Origin of the sequence: Paraburkholderia fungorum (genome assembly GCF_046027605.1) — a bacterium.
GTDB lineage: Bacteria > Pseudomonadota > Gammaproteobacteria > Burkholderiales > Burkholderiaceae > Paraburkholderia > Paraburkholderia fungorum_F.
The window spans coordinates 1-17,203 of the sequence record NZ_JAQQEF010000045.1 but is presented as its reverse complement, the minus strand read 5'-3'; the positions used below and the strand labels follow the sequence as shown (position 1 = coordinate 17,203).

Genomic DNA, 17,203 nt, shown 5'->3' with positions numbered 1-17,203 from the left:
ACGGTACGGTGAGCGTTGAAAGCCTGGCGTCCGCCGCTCGAAAGTTAAAAATCGACCCGTCGCAACTTTGGAATAAGTTCCGGGAGCATTCCCGTCGCATCGTCGCGCTAACCAAGAAAAATCGCAAATTCAACCTTGAAAATCAAAGAAAAACGCGGCGCGGACGTTTAGTCGCGGCGGTAGAGCGCGAGATGCACAAGCAAATGCGAGCAGGCATTCAGCCAACTGCGGGCCATGTTCTCCACTTGATGATCGAGCGCAAGCTGGCAAGCGATAGTGGCTTCTACCGACGTACGATCAAAGCGGCGGTTTCGAAGATAGCAAGCGGCGAAAACCTCGCTTAGATTTCTAGCTCGCTATCAGACAACAGCACTGTTTGAATCTTCGAGGTGCCAAGCACCTTTCATCGCGAACCGCAATTTTGTAACTCTATGCAACGATTCCCGAGTTATCGTTATCCAGTTGCCTTCCAAACGGAATATTTCTCGGTATCTCCACAAGATATCGGAATGCCCGGGAAGCCATGTCTGGCGGAAGGCAGCCGGAGTCGAACCGACCTGAGAGCGTCTGACGCCCTCAACTGGGTTTGAAGCCCAGCCGCACCACCGGATACGAATGCCTTCCTACGGTGATTGGAACTACGTGAACTACGCGCCGCAACTCAAGTGCCGACAATCAAAGCGCGTCGAGCCAACGACTATCCGTGCGCATCAAATGCAGGTCACGGTGGAAGCGAGTATAACCAACCCTGTCGAAGAACTCCAAAAGCTGAATCGCGCGTTTTCGGCCAAGACCGGTGACATCGCGAAACGGGGCAGCCGCTACCGTACCCGCATTCTTTTGTGCTTCCGAGGCCGCGATCGATGCCAGTTCGCGAATCACCTCATGATGATAAAAGAGGTCACGCACGACCTGGAAAAGCTCGCCTTGCCGCGCGAGCTTGCGCAGCAATTGCCGCACGCGATCCTCGGAGACGCCATGCGCGTTGGCCAGATCGCGCACCCAGGGCGGATCGAAACGTCCCGCTTTCAGTGTGGGGAGCAGCGCTGCCGCGAGCGCACGATCGGCGTCGTCGAGCGTCACCGCGTGGTCAGGCAGATGCAACCATGGCCCGCGTCTGACGATCTCGCCTCGCGCCGCCGCATCGTCGACTAGCGCGCGCCACAACGCGTCGTCGGCAAGAGGCGCTGCGATCCGGCGCAAGCGCGATATATCCGGGCCCAGTTCGTCCGGCGAGCGCTCGTGATACTGCCTGAGTGTCGTAGTCAGCCGCGCAGCCAGGGCCCGCCACGACGCGTCTGCGACCAGCAATGCATCGTTACCGGGAAGCTCGACGACGCGCGTGTCGGAAGGCAATTCGAGCATGGCTGCCTGCATGCCCGTCAGTCGTTCCAGCAACGAGCGGGACAATCCATGCGGCGCTCTGGCCAGCAGCGAATCCAGCTCGCCGGTGTCGAGCATGCGCTGAATCGCATCGAGCCACGCAGGCCGCTCGGCCGAGCGACGCTTGCGCGAAGGCGCAAACGGATCCAGCACATGACCGCCGCCAATCGTGCGACTAGCCTGCGCGTTGCGCACGACAAAGCGGTCGCCAGGAAGCGCACACACCGGCCGTTCAAACACGAACTGCACGCGCGCCCGTTGACCTGCGCCGAGTGTCTCGCCATCGAGCAACGCAACATGCGCGACCTGATGCTGCGTGCCCAGATGCACGTGCAGCGGCGCCCAATGCTCGAGCGTCAACGGTGCATCGGCAAGCAGCGTCAGCATGACGTCGATACGTTCCGAAGCTTGCGACAAACGCGGATCGACGATCCAGTCGCCACGATCGATCGCGCTCTTCTCGATGCCTGCCAGGTTCAACGCGCAACGCTCACCTGCGCGTCCGGTCTCAGCCGGACGATTCTGCGCATGAATGCTGCGCACGCGCACCGGTTGATTCTTCGGCGCGAGCAGCATGGTATCGCCCACACTAACGCGTCCCGACACCACGGTCCCCGTCACGATCGTGCCTTGGCCCGAGAGCGTGAAAACCCGATCGACGGCGAGACGGAACAGGCCGTCGTCGCGCTTCATGCGCCACTCGGCTGCCGCCACGTGCAAATGCGCCTTTAACGCGGCCACGCCAGGATCGTCGTCACGCGTCGCGCAGGTGTCGAATACGGGTGCGTTCCGCAGCACGGTGCCGCTCAGAAACGCTGCAATCTCTTCGTGTACTTGCTGCAGCCGCTCAGCATCAACGCGGTCGATCTTGGTCAGCGCGATGGCGCCGCCTTTGATGCCGAGGAGTTCCACAATCGCGAGATGCTCGCGCGTTTGCGGCATCACGCCATCATCGGCGGCGATCACGAGCAGCGCGAAATCGATCCCGCTGGCGCCCGCGGTCATCGTATGGACGAGCTTCTCGTGGCCAGGCACGTCGATCAGGCCGAGCACGTCGCCGTTTTCAAGCGGCACGTACGCATAGCCCAGTTCGATCGAAATGCCGCGCGCCTTTTCTTCCTTGAGACGATCCGTATCGACGCCGGACAGCGCTCTCACCAGACTCGTCTTGCCGTGGTCGATATGCCCCGCCGTACCGACGATCATGCGTGGGCGCCCTTCAGTTGCTCGATCAATTGCGCTTCGTCCGCGGCTTCGAGACAGCGCAGATCGAGGCGCAACGCATCGTCCGCGATACGGCCGATGACCGGCCGCGCCATCTCGCGCAGCCGTTTTTCGAGCGCGAGCAATTGCCGGCCGCCGCGTTTGCCATCCGCCGTCCTGACGACGAGGCCATGGCTCGGCAATACATCGACGGGCAACGCACCGCTGCCGATCTGGCTGAACATGGACTCCGCCGCGACAACATAACGTTCGCCAAGCATGCGCTGCAACGCGGGTTGTACCCGTTCCGCGGTAAGCCGGATATCGTCGCTCGAACGGGTGAGCAAACGCAGCGTGGTCAGTCGCTCCGCCAGCTTTTCCGGCGCGCGATACATCTGCAGCACAGGTTCCAACGCCGCCAACGTCAGTTTGCCGACGCGTAACGCGCGTTTGAGCGGATGCTTCTTGATCTTCGCGATCAGATCACGGCGGCCGACAATCAAACCAGCCTGCGGCCCACCAAGCAGCTTGTCGCCGCTAAATGTGACAAGGTCGGCGCCGGCTTCGATGGTTTCGCGCACCGTCGTCTCGCGCGGCAACCCCCATTGCGTCAGATCGACCAGCGTGCCGCTGCCCAGATCCACGGCGACGGCAAGGCCACGCGAATGCGCAAGCGGTGCGATTGCCTCGATACCGACTTCTTTCGTGAAGCCATTGATGGCGTAGTTACTTGCATGGACTTTCATCAGCAACGCGGTTTGCGGGCCAATGGCTTCGTCGTAATCCTTCAGATGCGTGCGATTGGTGGTGCCGACTTCGCGCAGCCTGGCGCCCGCACGGCTCATGATGTCGGGAATGCGAAACGCGCCACCGATTTCAACCAGCTCGCCACGCGACACGATCACTTCTTTCCTCGAGGCCAACGCGGACAACGTGAGCAACACCGCCGCCGCGTTGTTGTTGACCACGGTCGCCGCTTCAGCGCCCGTTAATTCGCAAATGAGTTCGTCGATCAGATCGTCGCGGTCTCCGCGCTTGCCAGTGTCGAGATCGAACTCGAGATTGGCCGGTTGCTTGAGCGCTTTCATCACGGCTTGCACCGCTTCATCCGGCAGCAGCGCGCGGCCGAGGTTGGTATGCAGCACGGTGCCGGTCAGATTGAAGACGCTCCGCAAGCGCGCCTCGTTGCGCCGGCGCAGTGCTGCTTCGACCGATACCTGCAGTTGCGCGACATCGAGCGCGCTAACCGGCGCAACGCCGGACTGCGCGCTGGCACGCCAGCTATCGAGCGCCTGACGCAACGCGCCCAAAACCTGCGTGCGGCCGAACTCGCTCAGCAGGGCCGCAAATTCGGCCGACGCCAGCACCTTTTCCACCGACGGCACACGCGCCATCAGCGCGCGCAATTCAGAGCCGGTTACATCGCTCACGAGGCAATCCTCTTTCTTCAGTCGGACTCGCCGGAAGACTCCTCTGCGCTGTCGCCCTGCTCCGGCCACAGCCACGGATGCGGCGACGCGCGCCGGTAACCTTCCGCCCCCATCAGCAGATCCAGCGTGAGACTGGCGAGATCGTCCGCGAACGGTTCGAAATCGTAATCCTTCGACTGAATGCCGATCTTGCGGTAAGTATGGCATTCGTCGCACGACTCCGCCTTCAGGAATGCATTCTTCGAATCGGCTTCCCGGGTGACCTCGTCGGCGTCCTGTGCGCCGACCGCGTGATAGGCGATGCCTTTGGTCGAGTCGCAGTTCGAACATTTCGAGCGGACCATGTGCCATTCGGTCGCACACAGGCCGCATTGCAGGTAGCGGTAATTGTCATACGCGCCGCCTACCCGCACCATGCTCGCCACCGGATGCGATCCGCATACGGGACACAGGCCGAGCGTCTCGAGGTACGGCACTTCGCGCTTGTCGATATCGGCAGCGAGGTCGGTCCACACCACTTGCAGCGCGGCCACGATGAACGGCGCGCTCGCCGGATCGACTTCCTCGAAACGCTGCGCGAAGATCGCATCGGCCTGGGATTCGAGCGCGGCTTGATCGAGGGTTCTCAGCCTGGCAATCAGCGCTTCGAGCGGCGGCAACAACGGGCCGGCGGCTTGCACCTTGTCGAGCAACTGAAGCAGGACGTCGTGCCACGCCGGATCGCGTACGCCGGAGAGCGCCGGAATCAACGGCATGGAGTGCTGTTGCGCGCTCGCGATCGACTCGGCGCCAGGCGGCTTCGCCTTGAAACTCACGATCACCGCTTGCTGCGCGTCGGCGAGCACAGCCATCAGGCGCAAATAGCCGGCAATCGGATTGCTGAGCGCCGCCAGTTGACGCAGTCGCGCCGCACGTGCCGAAAAGACCGCCAGCCGTTCCGGCGTACGGATGCGGGGAATCGCCGAGTGATCGAGCGACTCGATATCGCCGGCTTCAAGAATGCGTTGAACCACAGTATCGACCTCTGAAAACTGCACAGAAAACTGCGCTGAAAACTGAAGAGCCGCCGCGGTTCGTCGAACCCGGGCGGCGGCTCGGAGTGCGGTGCGCGGCAAGTCGCGCCGCGCTTTTACCTGTGCTTTACCGATCCTACTTGCCGATGATTTCCTTGAACCAGTTCGGATGATGCTTTCTCGCCCAGCCGTAGGTCACGGTCCCGCGCGTCATCGCGCCAATCGAGCCCTTGATCCACAACGCCGCATAAATATGCACGACGATGCCGACAATCAGCACAAACGCCGCAGCGGCATGAACCAGCGCCGCAAGACGGATGACCTCGATCGGGAAATAGAACGAGAAATAGCGCCGCCAGATCACGATGCCGCTCGCCAGTAACAGCAGCAAACAGATCACCATCGTGAAAAATAGCAGCTTTTGGCCGGCGTTGTACTTGCCGATCGCGGGGAGCTTGTCCTCACGATTGTTGAGCACGTCGTCGATCTGCTTCATCCATTGGATGTCGGCGCGGTCCAGATAGTTGTGATGCCAGAAGCGCAACGCAAGAATCAGGAACGACACGAACATCACGCAACCCACGAAGGGATGCAGAATCCGCGTCCATTGCCCGCCGCCGAAGATCGCGTAGAGCCACGACATCGCCGGATGAAACATGGCGAGGCCTGATAACGCCAGCAAAACGAACGTGATCGCCGTGATCCAGTGATTCGTCCGTTCATTCGGCGTGTAGCGCTGAATCAGACCGTTGCCCTTCACATCTTTGAGCACACCGTGCTCATCATGCTCAGCGTGCTTCATCAGATGCCTCCCGGGAACGACGTGCCTCATCGACCTCGTGCTGTGCCTCGGCTTCTTCCGCCTCCGTCACCTCGTTCGGACCCACGCGCGTGTAGTGGAAGAACCCTGCCACGGCCGCGAACGCAATGCCGGCCAGCGCCAGCGGTTTGGCCAGACCTTTCCAGATGGAAACCATCACGCTGATCTTCGGATTCTGCGGCAAGCCGTGGTACAGGGTGGGCTTGTCGGCGTGATGCAGCACGTACATCACGTGCGTGCCGCCCACCCCGGCCGGATCGTACAAACCGGCGTTCTGGAAGCCACGATCCTTCAGATCGACGATCCGATCCGCCGCCTGCTGCTTCATGTCCTCCTTGGTGCCGAACATGATCGCGCCGGTCGGGCAGGTCTTCACGCAGGCCGGTTCCTGACCGACAGCCACGCGGTCCGAACACAGCGTGCATTTGTACGCACGGTTGTCCTGCTTCGAAATACGCGGCACGTTGAACGGGCAACCGGTGATGCAATAGCCGCAGCCAATGCAGTTTTCCTCGTGAAAATCCACGATGCCGTTCGTGTACTGCACGATCGCGCCCGGAGAAGGACAGGCCTTCAGACAGCCCGGATCCTCGCAGTGCATGCAGCCGTCCTTGCGGATCAGCCATTCGAGATCGCCTTCGGTATTCTCGTACTCCGAGAAACGCATGACGGTCCACGAATGCTCCGAAAGGTCGCGCGGGTTGTCATAGGTGCCGGTCGTCGTACCGATCTCGTCGCGCAGATCGTTCCATTCCATACACGCCGTCTGACACGCCTTGCAGCCGATGCACTTCGACACATCGATGAGCTTGGCAACCGTGCCCGTGACCGGCACACGGATTTGCGGCTCGGGCAAGGTCGTGGCCGAGAGACGTTTGATATCCAGTGATTGCAGTGCCATCTCTTTTCCTTATGCCTTTTCGACCTTGACGAGGAACGACTTGAATTCCGGTGTCTGCGAATTCCCATCGCCCACGGAAGGCGTTAGCGTATTGACGAGATAGCCCGGCTTCGTGAGTCCCTTGAAGCCCCAATGCAACGGCAATCCGACTGTCTGGACCTTTTTCCCTTCGATCATCAGCGGTTTGATCCGCTTGGTGACGAGCGCCACGGCGATGATGTGCCCGCGATTGGACGACACCTTCACGCGATCGCCCGCGACCACGCCCACTTCCTTTGCCAGGTCCTCGCCGATTTCCACGAACTGTTGCGGCTGCACGATCGCATTCAAACGCGCGTGCTTGGTCCAGTAGTGGAAATGCTCGGTCAGACGATACGTGGTCGCCGTATGCGGGAAGTTCTCGTGCGTGCCGAATGCAGCCCGATCGTCCGGGAACACGCGCGCCGCCGGACTGCTGACGACCGCCTTGTTGTTCGGATGTAGCGGGTTATAACCGAGCGGCGTTTCGAACGGTTCATAGTGCTCGGGGAACGGCCCTTCCACCAGACCGTCGCGCGAGAAGAAACGCGCCACGCCTTCCGGATTCATGATGAACGGATTCATGCCGTTTTCAGGCGGCTCATCCACCTTGAAGTCGGGAATGTCAGCTCCCGTCCACGCCTTGCCGTTCCACGCGATCAGCTTGCGCGTGGGGTCGAACGGCTTGCCGCTCACATCGCACGAAGCACGGTTGTACAGAATGCGCCGGTTCGCCGGCCATGCCCACGCCCAGTTCAGCGTGTTGCCGATGCCGGTCGGATCGGAGTTGTCGCGCCGGCCCATCTGGTTGCCCGCCTGAGTCCATGCCCCGCAGAAAATCCAGCAGCCGCTTGCCGTGCTGCCGTCGTCCCGAAGCTGCGCGAAACTCGCCAACTGCTCGCCCTTTTTGGCGAGCACCTTGGTTTTGTCGGTGGGATCGGTCACGTCGGCGAGCGCCTTGCCATTGAACTCCATGGCGATTTCCTCAGGCGTTGGGCTTTCCGGATCCGAATACGGCCAGCTCATCTTGAGAATCGGATCGGGATACTTGCCGCCGTGTTCCTGGTAAGCCTTGCGGATGCGCAGCCACAGTCCCGACATGATCTCCAGATCGCTCTTCGCTTCGCCCGGGCCGGCCGCGCCCTGCCAGTGCCACTGCAACACGCGGCTGGAGCTAACCAGTGAACCGCGTTCTTCCGCGAAACAGGTAGTGGGCAGACGAAAGACTTCCGTTTGAATCTTCGACGGATCGACGTCGTTGAACTCGCCGAAGTTCTTCCAGAACTCGGAGGTTTCAGTGGCGAGCGGATCCATGACGACAAGCCACTTCAGCTTGGCCAGACCCGCGCCGATCTTCGCCTTGTTCGGCGCCGCGGCGAGCGGGTTGAAGCCTTGCGCGATGTAGCCGTTCATCTTGCCTTGATTCATCAGCTCGAAGACTTGCAGCATGTCGTACGACTTATCGAGCTTCGGCAGATAGTCGTAGCCGAAGTTGTTCTCGGCGGTCGCGTTATCGCCCCACCACGACTTCATGAAGCTGACGTGGAACGCGCGATAGTTGCGCCAGTAGCTGAGCTGGTTCGGCCGCAGCGGCTGGGTGGCGCGCTTCGTGATGAAGCCGTCGTAATCCTGCTCGGCTTCCATCGGCAAGGTCATGTAACCCGGCAGCAGATTCGACATCAGCCCCAGGTCAGTCAAGCCCTGAATGTTCGAGTGGCCGCGCAGCGCATTCATGCCGCCGCCCACGATGCCGATGTTGCCCAGCAGCAATTGCACCATGGCGCCGGTGCGGATGATCTGCGCGCCGATCGAGTGATGCGTCCAGCCGAGCGCATACAGGATCGTGCCGGCGCGCCCAGGGACGGCCGTCGATGCCAGCATCTCGCACACCTTCAGGAATTTGTCCTTCGGCGTGCCACAGGCTTTCTCGACCTGCTCGGGCGTATAGCGCGAGTAGTGCTGTTTCATCAGTTGATAGACGCAGCGCGGGTGCTGCAGCGTCGGATCGACTTTCGCGAAACCGTCATCACCGCGTTCGTAGTCCCACGAGCTCTGGTCGTACTTGCGCTTGTCGGCGTCGTAGCCGGAATACAGACCGTCTGTAAACGAGAAGTCCTCACGAACGATGAACGGCATGTCCGTGTAGTTCTTTACATACTCGTGCTGAATCTTGTCGTTGGTGAGCAAATAGTTGATCACCCCGCCCAGGAACACAATGTCCGAGCCGGTTCGAATCTGCGCGTAATAGTCCGCGACCGATGCCGTACGCGTAAAGCGCGGATCGACCACGATCAGGCGTGCCTTGCGATGCGCCTTCGCTTCCGTGACCCACTTGAAGCCGCACGGGTGCGCCTCGGCCGCATTGCCGCCCATTACCAGAATCACGTCCGCGTTCTTGATGTCGACCCAATGGTTCGTCATCGCTCCACGGCCAAACGTCGGGGCAAGACCTGCCACCGTCGGGCCATGTCAGACACGTGCCTGATTATCGAATGCGAGCATGCCAAGACTGCGGACCGTCTTGTGCGTCAAATACCCTACTTCATTGCTACCGGCCGATGCTGCGAGCACGCCGGTGGTCAGCCAGCGGTTGACCTTCTTGCCGTCTTCCGTGGTCTCGACGAAGTTGGCATCGCGGTCTTCCTTCATCAGTCTGGCGATGCGGTCGAGCGCGTCTTCCCAGGAAATCCGCTGCCATTCATTCGATCCCGCCGCTCGGTACTCCGGATATTTCAGCCGGCTCTCACTGTGAATGAAGTCGATCAGGCTCGCGCCCTTCGGGCACAACGTGCCGCGATTCACCGGGTGATCGGGATCGCCTTCAATGTGGATGATGCTGGACTTTGCGTTCTTGGCGTTGTCGCCAAGTCCATACATCAGGATCCCGCAGCCCACCGAACAGTACGGGCAGGTATTGCGGGTTTCGGTTGTGCGCGACAGTTTGTACTGACGGACCTCAGCTAGCGCGGGTGCCGGAGAAAAGCCCATGAGGGCCAAACTTGATCCGGCGAGCGTGGTGGCGGAGACCTTTAGAAACTGTCGCCGGGACATGTGGGTCATGTAATGGCCTCGGCTCTTTTTCAGGATACTAGTAATGATTATAGAGGCCGATATGAAGTCTTGCAGCGAGACTGCATGCCTTCAAAACGTCATTAAATATGAAGTACCACAGCCGGTTTCAACGGAGCCGGGCACTATTCATGCTGCATGGTTTAGCGAAGGATCAACCCTTACCCTGGATCGTTCGCTCCTATGACTCATCAAAACCTCGCTTATTCTCTGTCAGGCGGTTTTTTTAGCGCTCCGAAATGGGGTGCTTCTGTGGGCATCGTTTCGCTCGCGCTCGGTAGCGCGCTGTTGGCGATCAGCCCGTGCAGCTTTGCTCAGATCACGCAAGGCAATGGCTCCTCGCAGCAGGAAAACCGCACCTCCTCCATGGGAGCCGCGCCCGAGGCGTCCGCCACGGCGGTCCATGAATCGCAGAAGCCGCAAACCAAAGACGGTGCCTCGGGCAACGCGCGCGGCAAGACGGCCGGCCAGGGGCACAAGACCCAAGGTGCCGGCGGCTTCGATAACGGGCTATACGGCACCGGGGCGGGCAGCAACAAATAACCGGGCATTTGCCGCGGCTTGGCTGGCCGCGCCGCGCGAGGGTGTTCCGGTGCGGCTGAATCTTTCTTGCCGTTGAGTGGCCTCTGCAACAGGTAACGCCTGGCAGCTACTCCCCTGCGCGGCGCGCGAACAACCGCCATAATGCGGTCATTCGAAACCCGACGTTCGCGCCACAATGACCGATACCCGCCTCGCCGCAAACCCTTCGCCCCGCCTGACCAGCCTGTCACACGGCGGAGGCTGCGGCTGCAAGATCGCGCCCGGCCTGCTCGCCGATCTGCTCAAGCGCAGCGCCCCGCTGCCGTTCTTTCCCGACCTGCTGGTCGGCAACGATACCGCCGACGACGCCGCCGTCTACCGGCTCAACGACGAGCAGGCGATCGTCGCCACCACCGACTTCTTCATGCCGATCGTCGACGACCCGTTCGACTTCGGCCGCATCGCCGCAACCAATGCGCTGTCGGACGTCTACGCCATGGGCGGCAAACCCCTCATGGCGCTGGCGATCGTCGGCATGCCGATCAATGTGCTACCGCACGACGTGATCGCGGCCGTGCTGAAAGGCGGCGAGTCCGTCTGTGCCGAAGCCGGCATTCCCCTTGCCGGCGGCCATTCGATCGATTCGGTGGAACCCATTTACGGCCTTGTTGCGATCGGCGTGGTCGATCCGCGGCGCGTCAAACGCAATGCGGGTGCCCGGGCGGGCGACGTGCTGATCCTCGGCAAGCCGCTCGGCGTGGGCGTGCTGTCGGCGGCGTTAAAAAAAGACCGGCTGGATGCAAACGGCTACGCCGCGATGATCGCGGCCACCACCAAGCTCAACCGGCCGGGCGCGGCGCTATCCCTGCTCGACGGCGTGCATGCCCTCACGGACATCACCGGTTTTGGTCTGCTGGGTCATACGCTGGAATTGGCGCGCGGATCGAATCTGACCGCTCGCGTGCGCTATGCCGATTTGCCTTGGTTGCCGGACGTGATTAGCTTCGCGGAGGCCGGCATTTTTACCGGCGCGTCGGGGCGTAACTGGGACGCATACGGCAAAGACATCGTGTTGCCGACCTCATTACAGTCGACGGCCCGTACACTCCTCACCGATCCGCAAACCTCGGGCGGTCTGCTGGTTTCTTGCGCACCGGAGGTAGTCGACGAGGTGCTCGCCCTGTTCCGTGCCGACGGTTTCAACGACGCGTGTGTGATCGGCGAAATGGTCAGCGGAGAACGGCAAGTCGAGGTGATCTGAGGAGCAGGCGGGTTTTGAGTCGAAGTGATCCGGAGAGCGGGCCGCCAGCCGGCATTGGCGGCCCATGCGATAATTTCGCTTCTCCCGCCGGTCGTTTCATCCATTGCCCTTTGAAAAACCTCCTCGTCAGCCTCGACCAAGCCGGTGATTTCGATGAAATCATCGATGTGCGCACGCCTCTCGAATTCGCCGAAGACCATATCCCCGGCGCACTCAACGCGCCGGTGCTGAGCAACGAAGAGCGTGTTCTGGTCGGTACGACGTACAAGCAGGTCTCGCCGTTCGAAGGCACGCGGATCGGCGCGGCGCTGGTGGCGCGCAACATCGCGCATCATCTGGAAACGACTTTCGCGGACCGGCCGCGCAACTGGCGGCCGCTGATCTACTGCTGGCGCGGCGGGAAACGCTCAGGTTCGGTCACGACGCTCTTCAATATGATCGGCTGGCCCGCGCGCCAGTTGAACGGTGGCTATAAGAGCTATCGGCGGGCAACGCTTGACACCCTCGACGCGTTGCCGAAGACGTTCAACTACATCGCGCTAGTGGGCCCGACAGGCAGCGGCAAGACGCGCCTGCTCGACGCGCTGAATCGGGCGGGCGCGCAAACGCTGGATCTCGAAGCACTGGCGGCCCATCGCGGTTCGCTGCTCGGCGCGTGGGCGGGCATCGCGCAGCCGTCGCAAAAGCGCTTCGACACACTGCTGGTCAGCGCCTTGCGCACGTTCGATCCGCTGCGGCCCGTGTTCGTCGAAGCGGAGAGCCGGAGGATCGGTTCGATCGCGCTGCCGCCCGCGCTCGTCGACACGTTCCATCAGGGCGCCTGCGTCGAAGTATTGTCGAGCCACGAAGACCGCGCGGCGTTCCTGCTGCACGACTATGCGCATCTGTTCGACGACCCCGAATCGTTGAAAGCGCAACTGCAGAAGATGATCGGTTTGCATAGCCGCGAACGTGTCACGGGCTGGCAACACCTCGTCGATGAAAATAGCCGGGCCGAACTCGCTCACGAGCTGATCGAACGGCACTATGATCCCGCGTATGCGCGCAGCAGCCATCAGCATTTCGTCCAGCTGCCGCGTGCCTTGCCAATGAAATTCCGGCCCAACGACGCCGACGCCGTCGAGCAGGCAAAAGCACTGCTTGCTCAACTCGATAGCAGCGCGCTTGCCCTCACCTGATTCAAAACCAAAGTTCAAGACTATCCATCATGCAATCAACCCTCCGGCAGCCCCGTGTCGCCCTTGGCTGGATCGTGTTTCTGCTGATCGCCGTCGTCGGCCTCTTTTATGTGAAGTGGTTCCCGTACTACAACCGCGCCTTCGTCGCCGCGAGCCAGCACTCCATCGGCAAATCGATCCTGATGGGCACGTCGGCGAGCGCGCCGGCGGCGTCGTGGCAGGCGGCCATCGACTACGCGCTGGCCTACGGCAAGGCAATCTGGCAAGCCATGGTGCTGGGCCTTCTGCTGGGTTCGGCGGTGCAGGCGCTGATTCCGCCGCAGTGGGTCGCACGCGCACTCGGCCGGAGCGATTTCAGCAGCGTGGTAAAGGGCGGCTTGATGTCGTTGCCGGGCATGATGTGCACGTGCTGCGCTGCGCCGGTCGTGGCCGGCTTGCGCGCCCGTCAAGCGGCGCCCGGCGCGGCGATCGCGTTCTGGCTGGGTAACACTGCCCTCAATCCGGCCACGCTGATCTTCATGGGCTTCGTGCTCGGCTGGCAATGGATGGGCTTGCGGCTCGCCCTGGGCCTCGTGATGGTGTTCGGCCTCGGCTATCTGGTGAACCGGATGGTCACGCCGAAGGAAGCCGAAGCATCGCGCGAAGCCATGGCGCAGCTCGTCACCACTGACGACCCAGGCACCGCGTTCACGCGCTGGGTGAAAATCCTCGGCACCATGACGCTGCGTCTGATTCCTGAATACATCGTGCTGGTGCTGATTCTTGGCGCGGCGCGTACGTGGCTCTTTCCGCATATCGGACCCAACATCGATAACAGCCTGCTGTGGATCGCCGCTTTGGCGATCGCCGGAACACTGTTCGTGATTCCGACCGCGGGCGAAGTGCCGATCATTCAAGCCATGCTTTCTTTCGGCATGGCCGTCGGCCCGGCCGGCGCTTTGCTGATGACGCTGCCGCTGATCAGCGTGCCGTCGATGGCGATGCTCGGACGTTCGTTTCCGAAGCGCGTGCTGACGATGGTGGCCTTGGCGGTGGTGGTTTGCGGTGTGGTCAGCGGGTTGCTGGCGATAGCATTGGGGTTTTAAAGCATGAAACGCATTGCCGCATTCACGGCGACGACCTGGTCGGCCGCTGCCCTTCTTTACTTCGGACAGCATTCGGTAGCGCTGATCGTGGTGAGTGGGGTTGTCGCGCTGGCGGGCTTCGATCTGCTTCGTCCGTGACATGTCCGCCGCGCTTTGCGGGCGGCGGCGGACTCTTTTGGAACACCTGGCGATTGAGGTTGCCGGTAGCTCTTGCGGTTAGCGCTTGCGGTTAGCGCTTGCGGTTAGCTCTTGCGGTTAGCTCTGCGCCAGCGCGGCGCGAATCGCCGCGAGCCACAACGCCACGGCATGGGCGCCGGGGTCCACGTGACCGAGCGCGCGATCGCCGACGTAACTCGCCCGTCCACGCCGAGGATGCATCGACGCGGTTTGCGCGGCACCTTCGGTTGCGGCATCGACGGCAGCTTTCAATGCTGCGTCGAGCGCGTCTTCCGAGTTTACGAGCACGGCTTGCAAGGCATCGGCAGCAGGTTTCAGCGCGTCGACCATCGTGCGATCGCCCGGATGCGCACCGCCTAACTCCATCAGTCCAGCGACGCCCTCGCTAAACGCCGCCGACCACGCCCTCGCCGATGCGCCATCTTCTCGTTCGAGCGCGACCGTGGCACGCAGCAACATCACCGCGTAAAGCGGTCCCGAGGTACCACCCACCACGCGCCGAACCGTGGCGGACATGCTGCGCAACACCGCGCCCGGCATTGTTTCCGTAGGATAGGTATCGAGTTCCTGGAGAATGCCTCGCGCCCCGCGAGACAGGCTGATACCGAGGTCGCCGTCACCGACGCGTTGATCCATGTCGGTCAGGGTCGGCTCGGCCTCGAGCAGGCACGCGCAAACGGCTTCGATTGCGTGGCGCAACGTCGCTTCTGGTGCGAGCGTCGCGCCACTTGTACGGTCCGGCGTGGCAGGTGAGGGCCGCACCGAAACCTGCGCAACGCGGCCGCTCAACGCTGGCCATGCGGAGGTGTGCGCGGCGGCGTCGAGCCAGCCGATGCGCTCATCGTCCACGCGCAGCAGTGTCAACGAAACGCCCGACATCTCGAGCGCGCTCAGGAATGTGCCGGCCCATGCACGCTCCACGCGGATGTCACGTGCCGCAAGATAACGAAGCGCGGATCCGGCCACAATGCTCAATTCGCTCGATGGCGTGCCGCCAAGATTGTTCACCAGCAAAGCCGCTCGCGCCCCCGTCTGCAATGACAAGTCGTCGATGATCTTTGCGAGCAGCCTTTCGACGATTGCGTCGGCCGGCTCCATGACGCCGCGCTCTACGCCAGCTTCGCCATGAATACCGAGGCCCCATTCGATTTCGCCGTCGCCGAGCTCGAAGCCCGGCTTGCCCGCGGCCGGTACCGTGCACGGCGTGAGCGCGACGCCCATTGTGCCGAGCGACGCGGCTACGTCGCGCGCAATCTGCGCAACCTCGGCCAATGGGCGGCCTGCTGCGGCGGCTGCGCCGGCAATCTTGTGAACCAGCACGGTCCCCGCAAGCCCGCGACGGCCCGCATGGTCACCGCTTGCCGCGAGCGCGACGTCGTCGGCAACGGTCACCATTTCCGTGGGGATACCCTCGGCACGCGCGATCTCGGCGGCAAGGTCAAAGTTGAAGCGGTCGCCCGTGTAGTTCTTCACGATCAGCAGGGCTCCCGCGGTTCCGGCTACCGCGCGGATCGCGTCGAGCACGGCGTCCGTCGATGGGGACGTGAATACTTCGCCCGCTACCGCTGCACTCAGCATGCCATGACCTACATAGCCGCCATGCGCCGGTTCGTGGCCCGAGCCGCCACCCGAGATCAGCGCGACGTCTCCCCGCGCGGCAACGGCCTGCGCATCGGCGCGCACGACGATGGTGCTGCCTTGCAACAACGAGAGATTGGGATTGAGCGCCGCGAGCCCTTCGAGCATGTCCGGGACGACCGCGGAGACATCGTTGATGAGCTTCTTCATTGCGTCAGCGTCCTTTTAAGCCGCCGGCCCTGTGTCGCGAGCTCACGGCAGTTTATGCAGTTGCGAGACCTTGAGGCTCAACTGTACCGCGCATCGGGAGAATGCGGCGTGAGGTGGCAATGGTACTCATGCGGATGTCTCTGCATGCTGACGACTGTGCGCTAGTGAAAGGCATCGAGACGCGGCGACCGTGAACGCGCCGTGGCATCAGTGAGCGAGTCGGACCACGGAGAAATGCAGACAATACGGATGGAGTGACGGACAGGATAGTCGCACGATGATGATGTGCGCGGATGTGATGCAAGAACATGACAGTGGACGAAAGCGGAGCCGCTTTCGTCCACGTCACTTATGCGTTGGTAGGCTCGATTGGATTCGAACCAACGACCCCCACCATGTCAAGGTGGTGCTCTAACCAACTGAGCTACGAGCCTTTAGAGGCGCGAATTATAGAGACTCCGAGCGCGCCGCACAAGTCCCACACGACAAGTACGTTCATGAGCGTGTTTTCCATTGTTGGATGCGTGGTTTGTCGTTCAACTTGATTCAGCTCGTCGGTACCCATCCGGTATGCGTTATTGTTGTGGGAGGCATTTGAGTGTTGGCGTCGTTGGGTTGGCGTCGTTGGGTTGGCGTCGTTGGGTTGGCGTCGTTGGGTTGGCGTCGTTGGGTTGGCGTCGTTGGGTTGGCGGATCATGAGCGTCTGCTGATGGCTCTTTAGAACGCGTGTCAGATCCCTCCCACGACGTCATGTGTAGACAGCAGCACTTGACTGGACAGACAGTGTCAGTTCATTTCGTCGTTCCCGACTTGGTAGCAGCCTTTCCGGAGCGAGGACAAGTTCAAGCCCGACTGATTCCATTGCGCGCGTACATCTTTATCGCCGCCATTTGTTAGCGTAATCGGAGCGATGTCGTTGAAGGAGTTTGCAGGAGCGCCTAGACCACCCGCTGTTCATCATACGATGCCGCGGCACCGAAAAAACTAGCGTCATAGTGAAGCAGTGCTGAGCATTGTCGACAAGCCTGTGAGTTTTCGGGAACCGAGCCTGCACACGTACCCTGACCGGTCGAGCTGCTGGCGCCGCCCGAATCGCGGTCAAACGAATAGGTCGCGCCAACCGTGCCCCAACGGAATGCACCTTTGTATGCGAGCGTGTTAGCACTGAACGTATTCGAAATGTATGCATCAATCGAAGCGACACCGCGGGTAGATGTCGGGGCTAGCGAATCGGAATCAGCGATAGCCCAGAAGTTCATCGTCTACTAGCGACCAAAGCTTGGCCCCTGGTCCGGGTCTGAACAGTGCATGGTAGGCGGGTTGTGAGGGGCGTCATACTGCCTGATGCGTCTGAT

13 protein-coding genes and 2 tRNA genes are annotated in these 17,203 nt (G+C 61.6%); 6 read left to right on the top strand and 9 right to left on the bottom strand.

Going from position 1 to position 17,203, the window contains the following annotated elements; translation table 11 throughout:
- The first annotated feature begins 8 nt into the window (after positions 1 to 8).
- Complete coding sequence (locus tag PQR53_RS37135; protein WP_408465348.1) at positions 9 to 344, top strand: hypothetical protein; 336 nt, start codon at positions 9 to 11, stop codon at positions 342 to 344.
- A gap of 184 nt (positions 345 to 528) precedes the next feature.
- Here the strand turns inward: PQR53_RS37135 and PQR53_RS37130 are convergent.
- From PQR53_RS37130 to fdnG, 7 genes are all read right to left on the bottom strand, one after another.
- Positions 529 to 624 (bottom strand) — tRNA-Sec (locus PQR53_RS37130).
- Between the two features lie 51 nt (positions 625 to 675).
- Entirely contained in the window at positions 676 to 2,589 is a 1,914-nt protein-coding gene (gene selB / locus PQR53_RS37125) for a selenocysteine-specific translation elongation factor (RefSeq protein ID WP_408465312.1), read from the bottom strand.
- Positions 2,586 to 4,016, bottom strand: coding sequence for an L-seryl-tRNA(Sec) selenium transferase (selA, locus tag PQR53_RS37120; protein WP_408465310.1), 1,431 nt, complete (start codon positions 4,014 to 4,016; stop codon positions 2,586 to 2,588). Before selA ends, selB begins: the two co-directional genes overlap by 4 nt.
- Before the next feature lie 17 nt (positions 4,017 to 4,033).
- The gene (gene fdhE, locus PQR53_RS37115; protein ID WP_408465342.1) at positions 4,034 to 5,029 is read right to left on the bottom strand and encodes a formate dehydrogenase accessory protein FdhE; all 996 of its coding nucleotides are present in this window, start codon (positions 5,027 to 5,029) and stop codon (positions 4,034 to 4,036) included.
- Between the two features lie 136 nt (positions 5,030 to 5,165).
- On the bottom strand, positions 5,166 to 5,831 hold the full coding sequence (locus PQR53_RS37110) for a formate dehydrogenase subunit gamma (RefSeq protein ID WP_179739135.1): 666 nt from the start codon (positions 5,829 to 5,831) through the stop codon (positions 5,166 to 5,168).
- Entirely contained in the window at positions 5,818 to 6,750 is a 933-nt protein-coding gene (gene fdxH, locus PQR53_RS37105; protein WP_408465308.1) for a formate dehydrogenase subunit beta, read from the bottom strand. The genes PQR53_RS37110 and fdxH overlap by 14 nt, the downstream gene beginning before the upstream one ends.
- A 9-nt stretch (positions 6,751 to 6,759) precedes the next feature.
- On the bottom strand, positions 6,760 to 9,828 hold the full coding sequence (fdnG, locus tag PQR53_RS37100; RefSeq protein WP_408465306.1) for a formate dehydrogenase-N subunit alpha: 3,069 nt from the start codon (positions 9,826 to 9,828) through the stop codon (positions 6,760 to 6,762).
- 261 nt (positions 9,829 to 10,089) lie between these two features.
- On the opposite strand from fdnG, the gene PQR53_RS37095 reads away from it, so the two are divergent.
- From PQR53_RS37095 to PQR53_RS37075, 5 genes are all read left to right on the top strand, one after another.
- Entirely contained in the window at positions 10,090 to 10,380 is a 291-nt protein-coding gene (locus PQR53_RS37095; RefSeq protein WP_408465304.1) for a beta-xylosidase, read from the top strand.
- 175 nt (positions 10,381 to 10,555) lie between these two features.
- Positions 10,556 to 11,620 (top strand): selenide, water dikinase SelD, encoded by a 1,065-nt coding sequence (selD, locus tag PQR53_RS37090; protein WP_408465302.1) that lies wholly within the window; start codon positions 10,556 to 10,558, stop codon positions 11,618 to 11,620.
- 110 nt (positions 11,621 to 11,730) lie between these two features.
- Positions 11,731 to 12,798 carry a tRNA 2-selenouridine(34) synthase MnmH gene (gene mnmH, locus PQR53_RS37085; protein ID WP_408465300.1) on the top strand — a complete coding sequence of 356 codons (1,068 nt, stop codon included), beginning with the start codon at positions 11,731 to 11,733 and terminating at the stop codon, positions 12,796 to 12,798.
- A 29-nt stretch (positions 12,799 to 12,827) separates the two neighbouring features.
- Entirely contained in the window at positions 12,828 to 13,883 is a 1,056-nt protein-coding gene (locus PQR53_RS37080) for a permease (RefSeq protein WP_408465298.1), read from the top strand.
- A 3-nt stretch (positions 13,884 to 13,886) separates the two neighbouring features.
- A complete protein-coding gene (locus PQR53_RS37075; RefSeq protein ID WP_323044470.1) occupies positions 13,887 to 14,021 on the top strand; it encodes a hypothetical protein in 135 nt (44 codons plus the stop codon).
- A gap of 117 nt (positions 14,022 to 14,138) precedes the next feature.
- Here the strand turns inward: PQR53_RS37075 and dhaL are convergent, their stop codons facing one another.
- Both dhaL and PQR53_RS37065 read right to left on the bottom strand, forming a co-directional pair.
- Positions 14,139 to 15,848: a dihydroxyacetone kinase subunit DhaL gene (dhaL, locus tag PQR53_RS37070; RefSeq protein ID WP_408465296.1), complete on the bottom strand. Its 1,710-nt coding sequence runs from the start codon at positions 15,846 to 15,848 to the stop codon at positions 14,139 to 14,141.
- A gap of 357 nt (positions 15,849 to 16,205) precedes the next feature.
- A tRNA-Val gene (locus tag PQR53_RS37065) sits at positions 16,206 to 16,282 on the bottom strand.
- Positions 16,283 to 17,203 lie beyond the last annotated feature (921 nt).

What these genes read in the sequence shown, in the direction of transcription:
- PQR53_RS37080 (WP_408465298.1), top strand. Translation starts at nt 12,828, where the DNA reads ATGCAATCAACCCTCCGGCAGCCCCGTGTCGCCCTTGGCTGGATCGTG.
- selB (WP_408465312.1), bottom strand. Translation starts at nt 2,589, where the DNA reads ATGATCGTCGGTACGGCGGGGCATATCGACCACGGCAAGACGAGTCTG.
- dhaL (WP_408465296.1), bottom strand. Translation starts at nt 15,848, where the DNA reads ATGAAGAAGCTCATCAACGATGTCTCCGCGGTCGTCCCGGACATGCTC.
- fdxH (WP_408465308.1), bottom strand. Translation starts at nt 6,750, where the DNA reads ATGGCACTGCAATCACTGGATATCAAACGTCTCTCGGCCACGACCTTG.
- PQR53_RS37110 (WP_179739135.1), bottom strand. Translation starts at nt 5,831, where the DNA reads ATGAAGCACGCTGAGCATGATGAGCACGGTGTGCTCAAAGATGTGAAG.
- selD (WP_408465302.1), top strand. Translation starts at nt 10,556, where the DNA reads ATGACCGATACCCGCCTCGCCGCAAACCCTTCGCCCCGCCTGACCAGC.
- PQR53_RS37075 (WP_323044470.1), top strand. Translation starts at nt 13,887, where the DNA reads ATGAAACGCATTGCCGCATTCACGGCGACGACCTGGTCGGCCGCTGCC.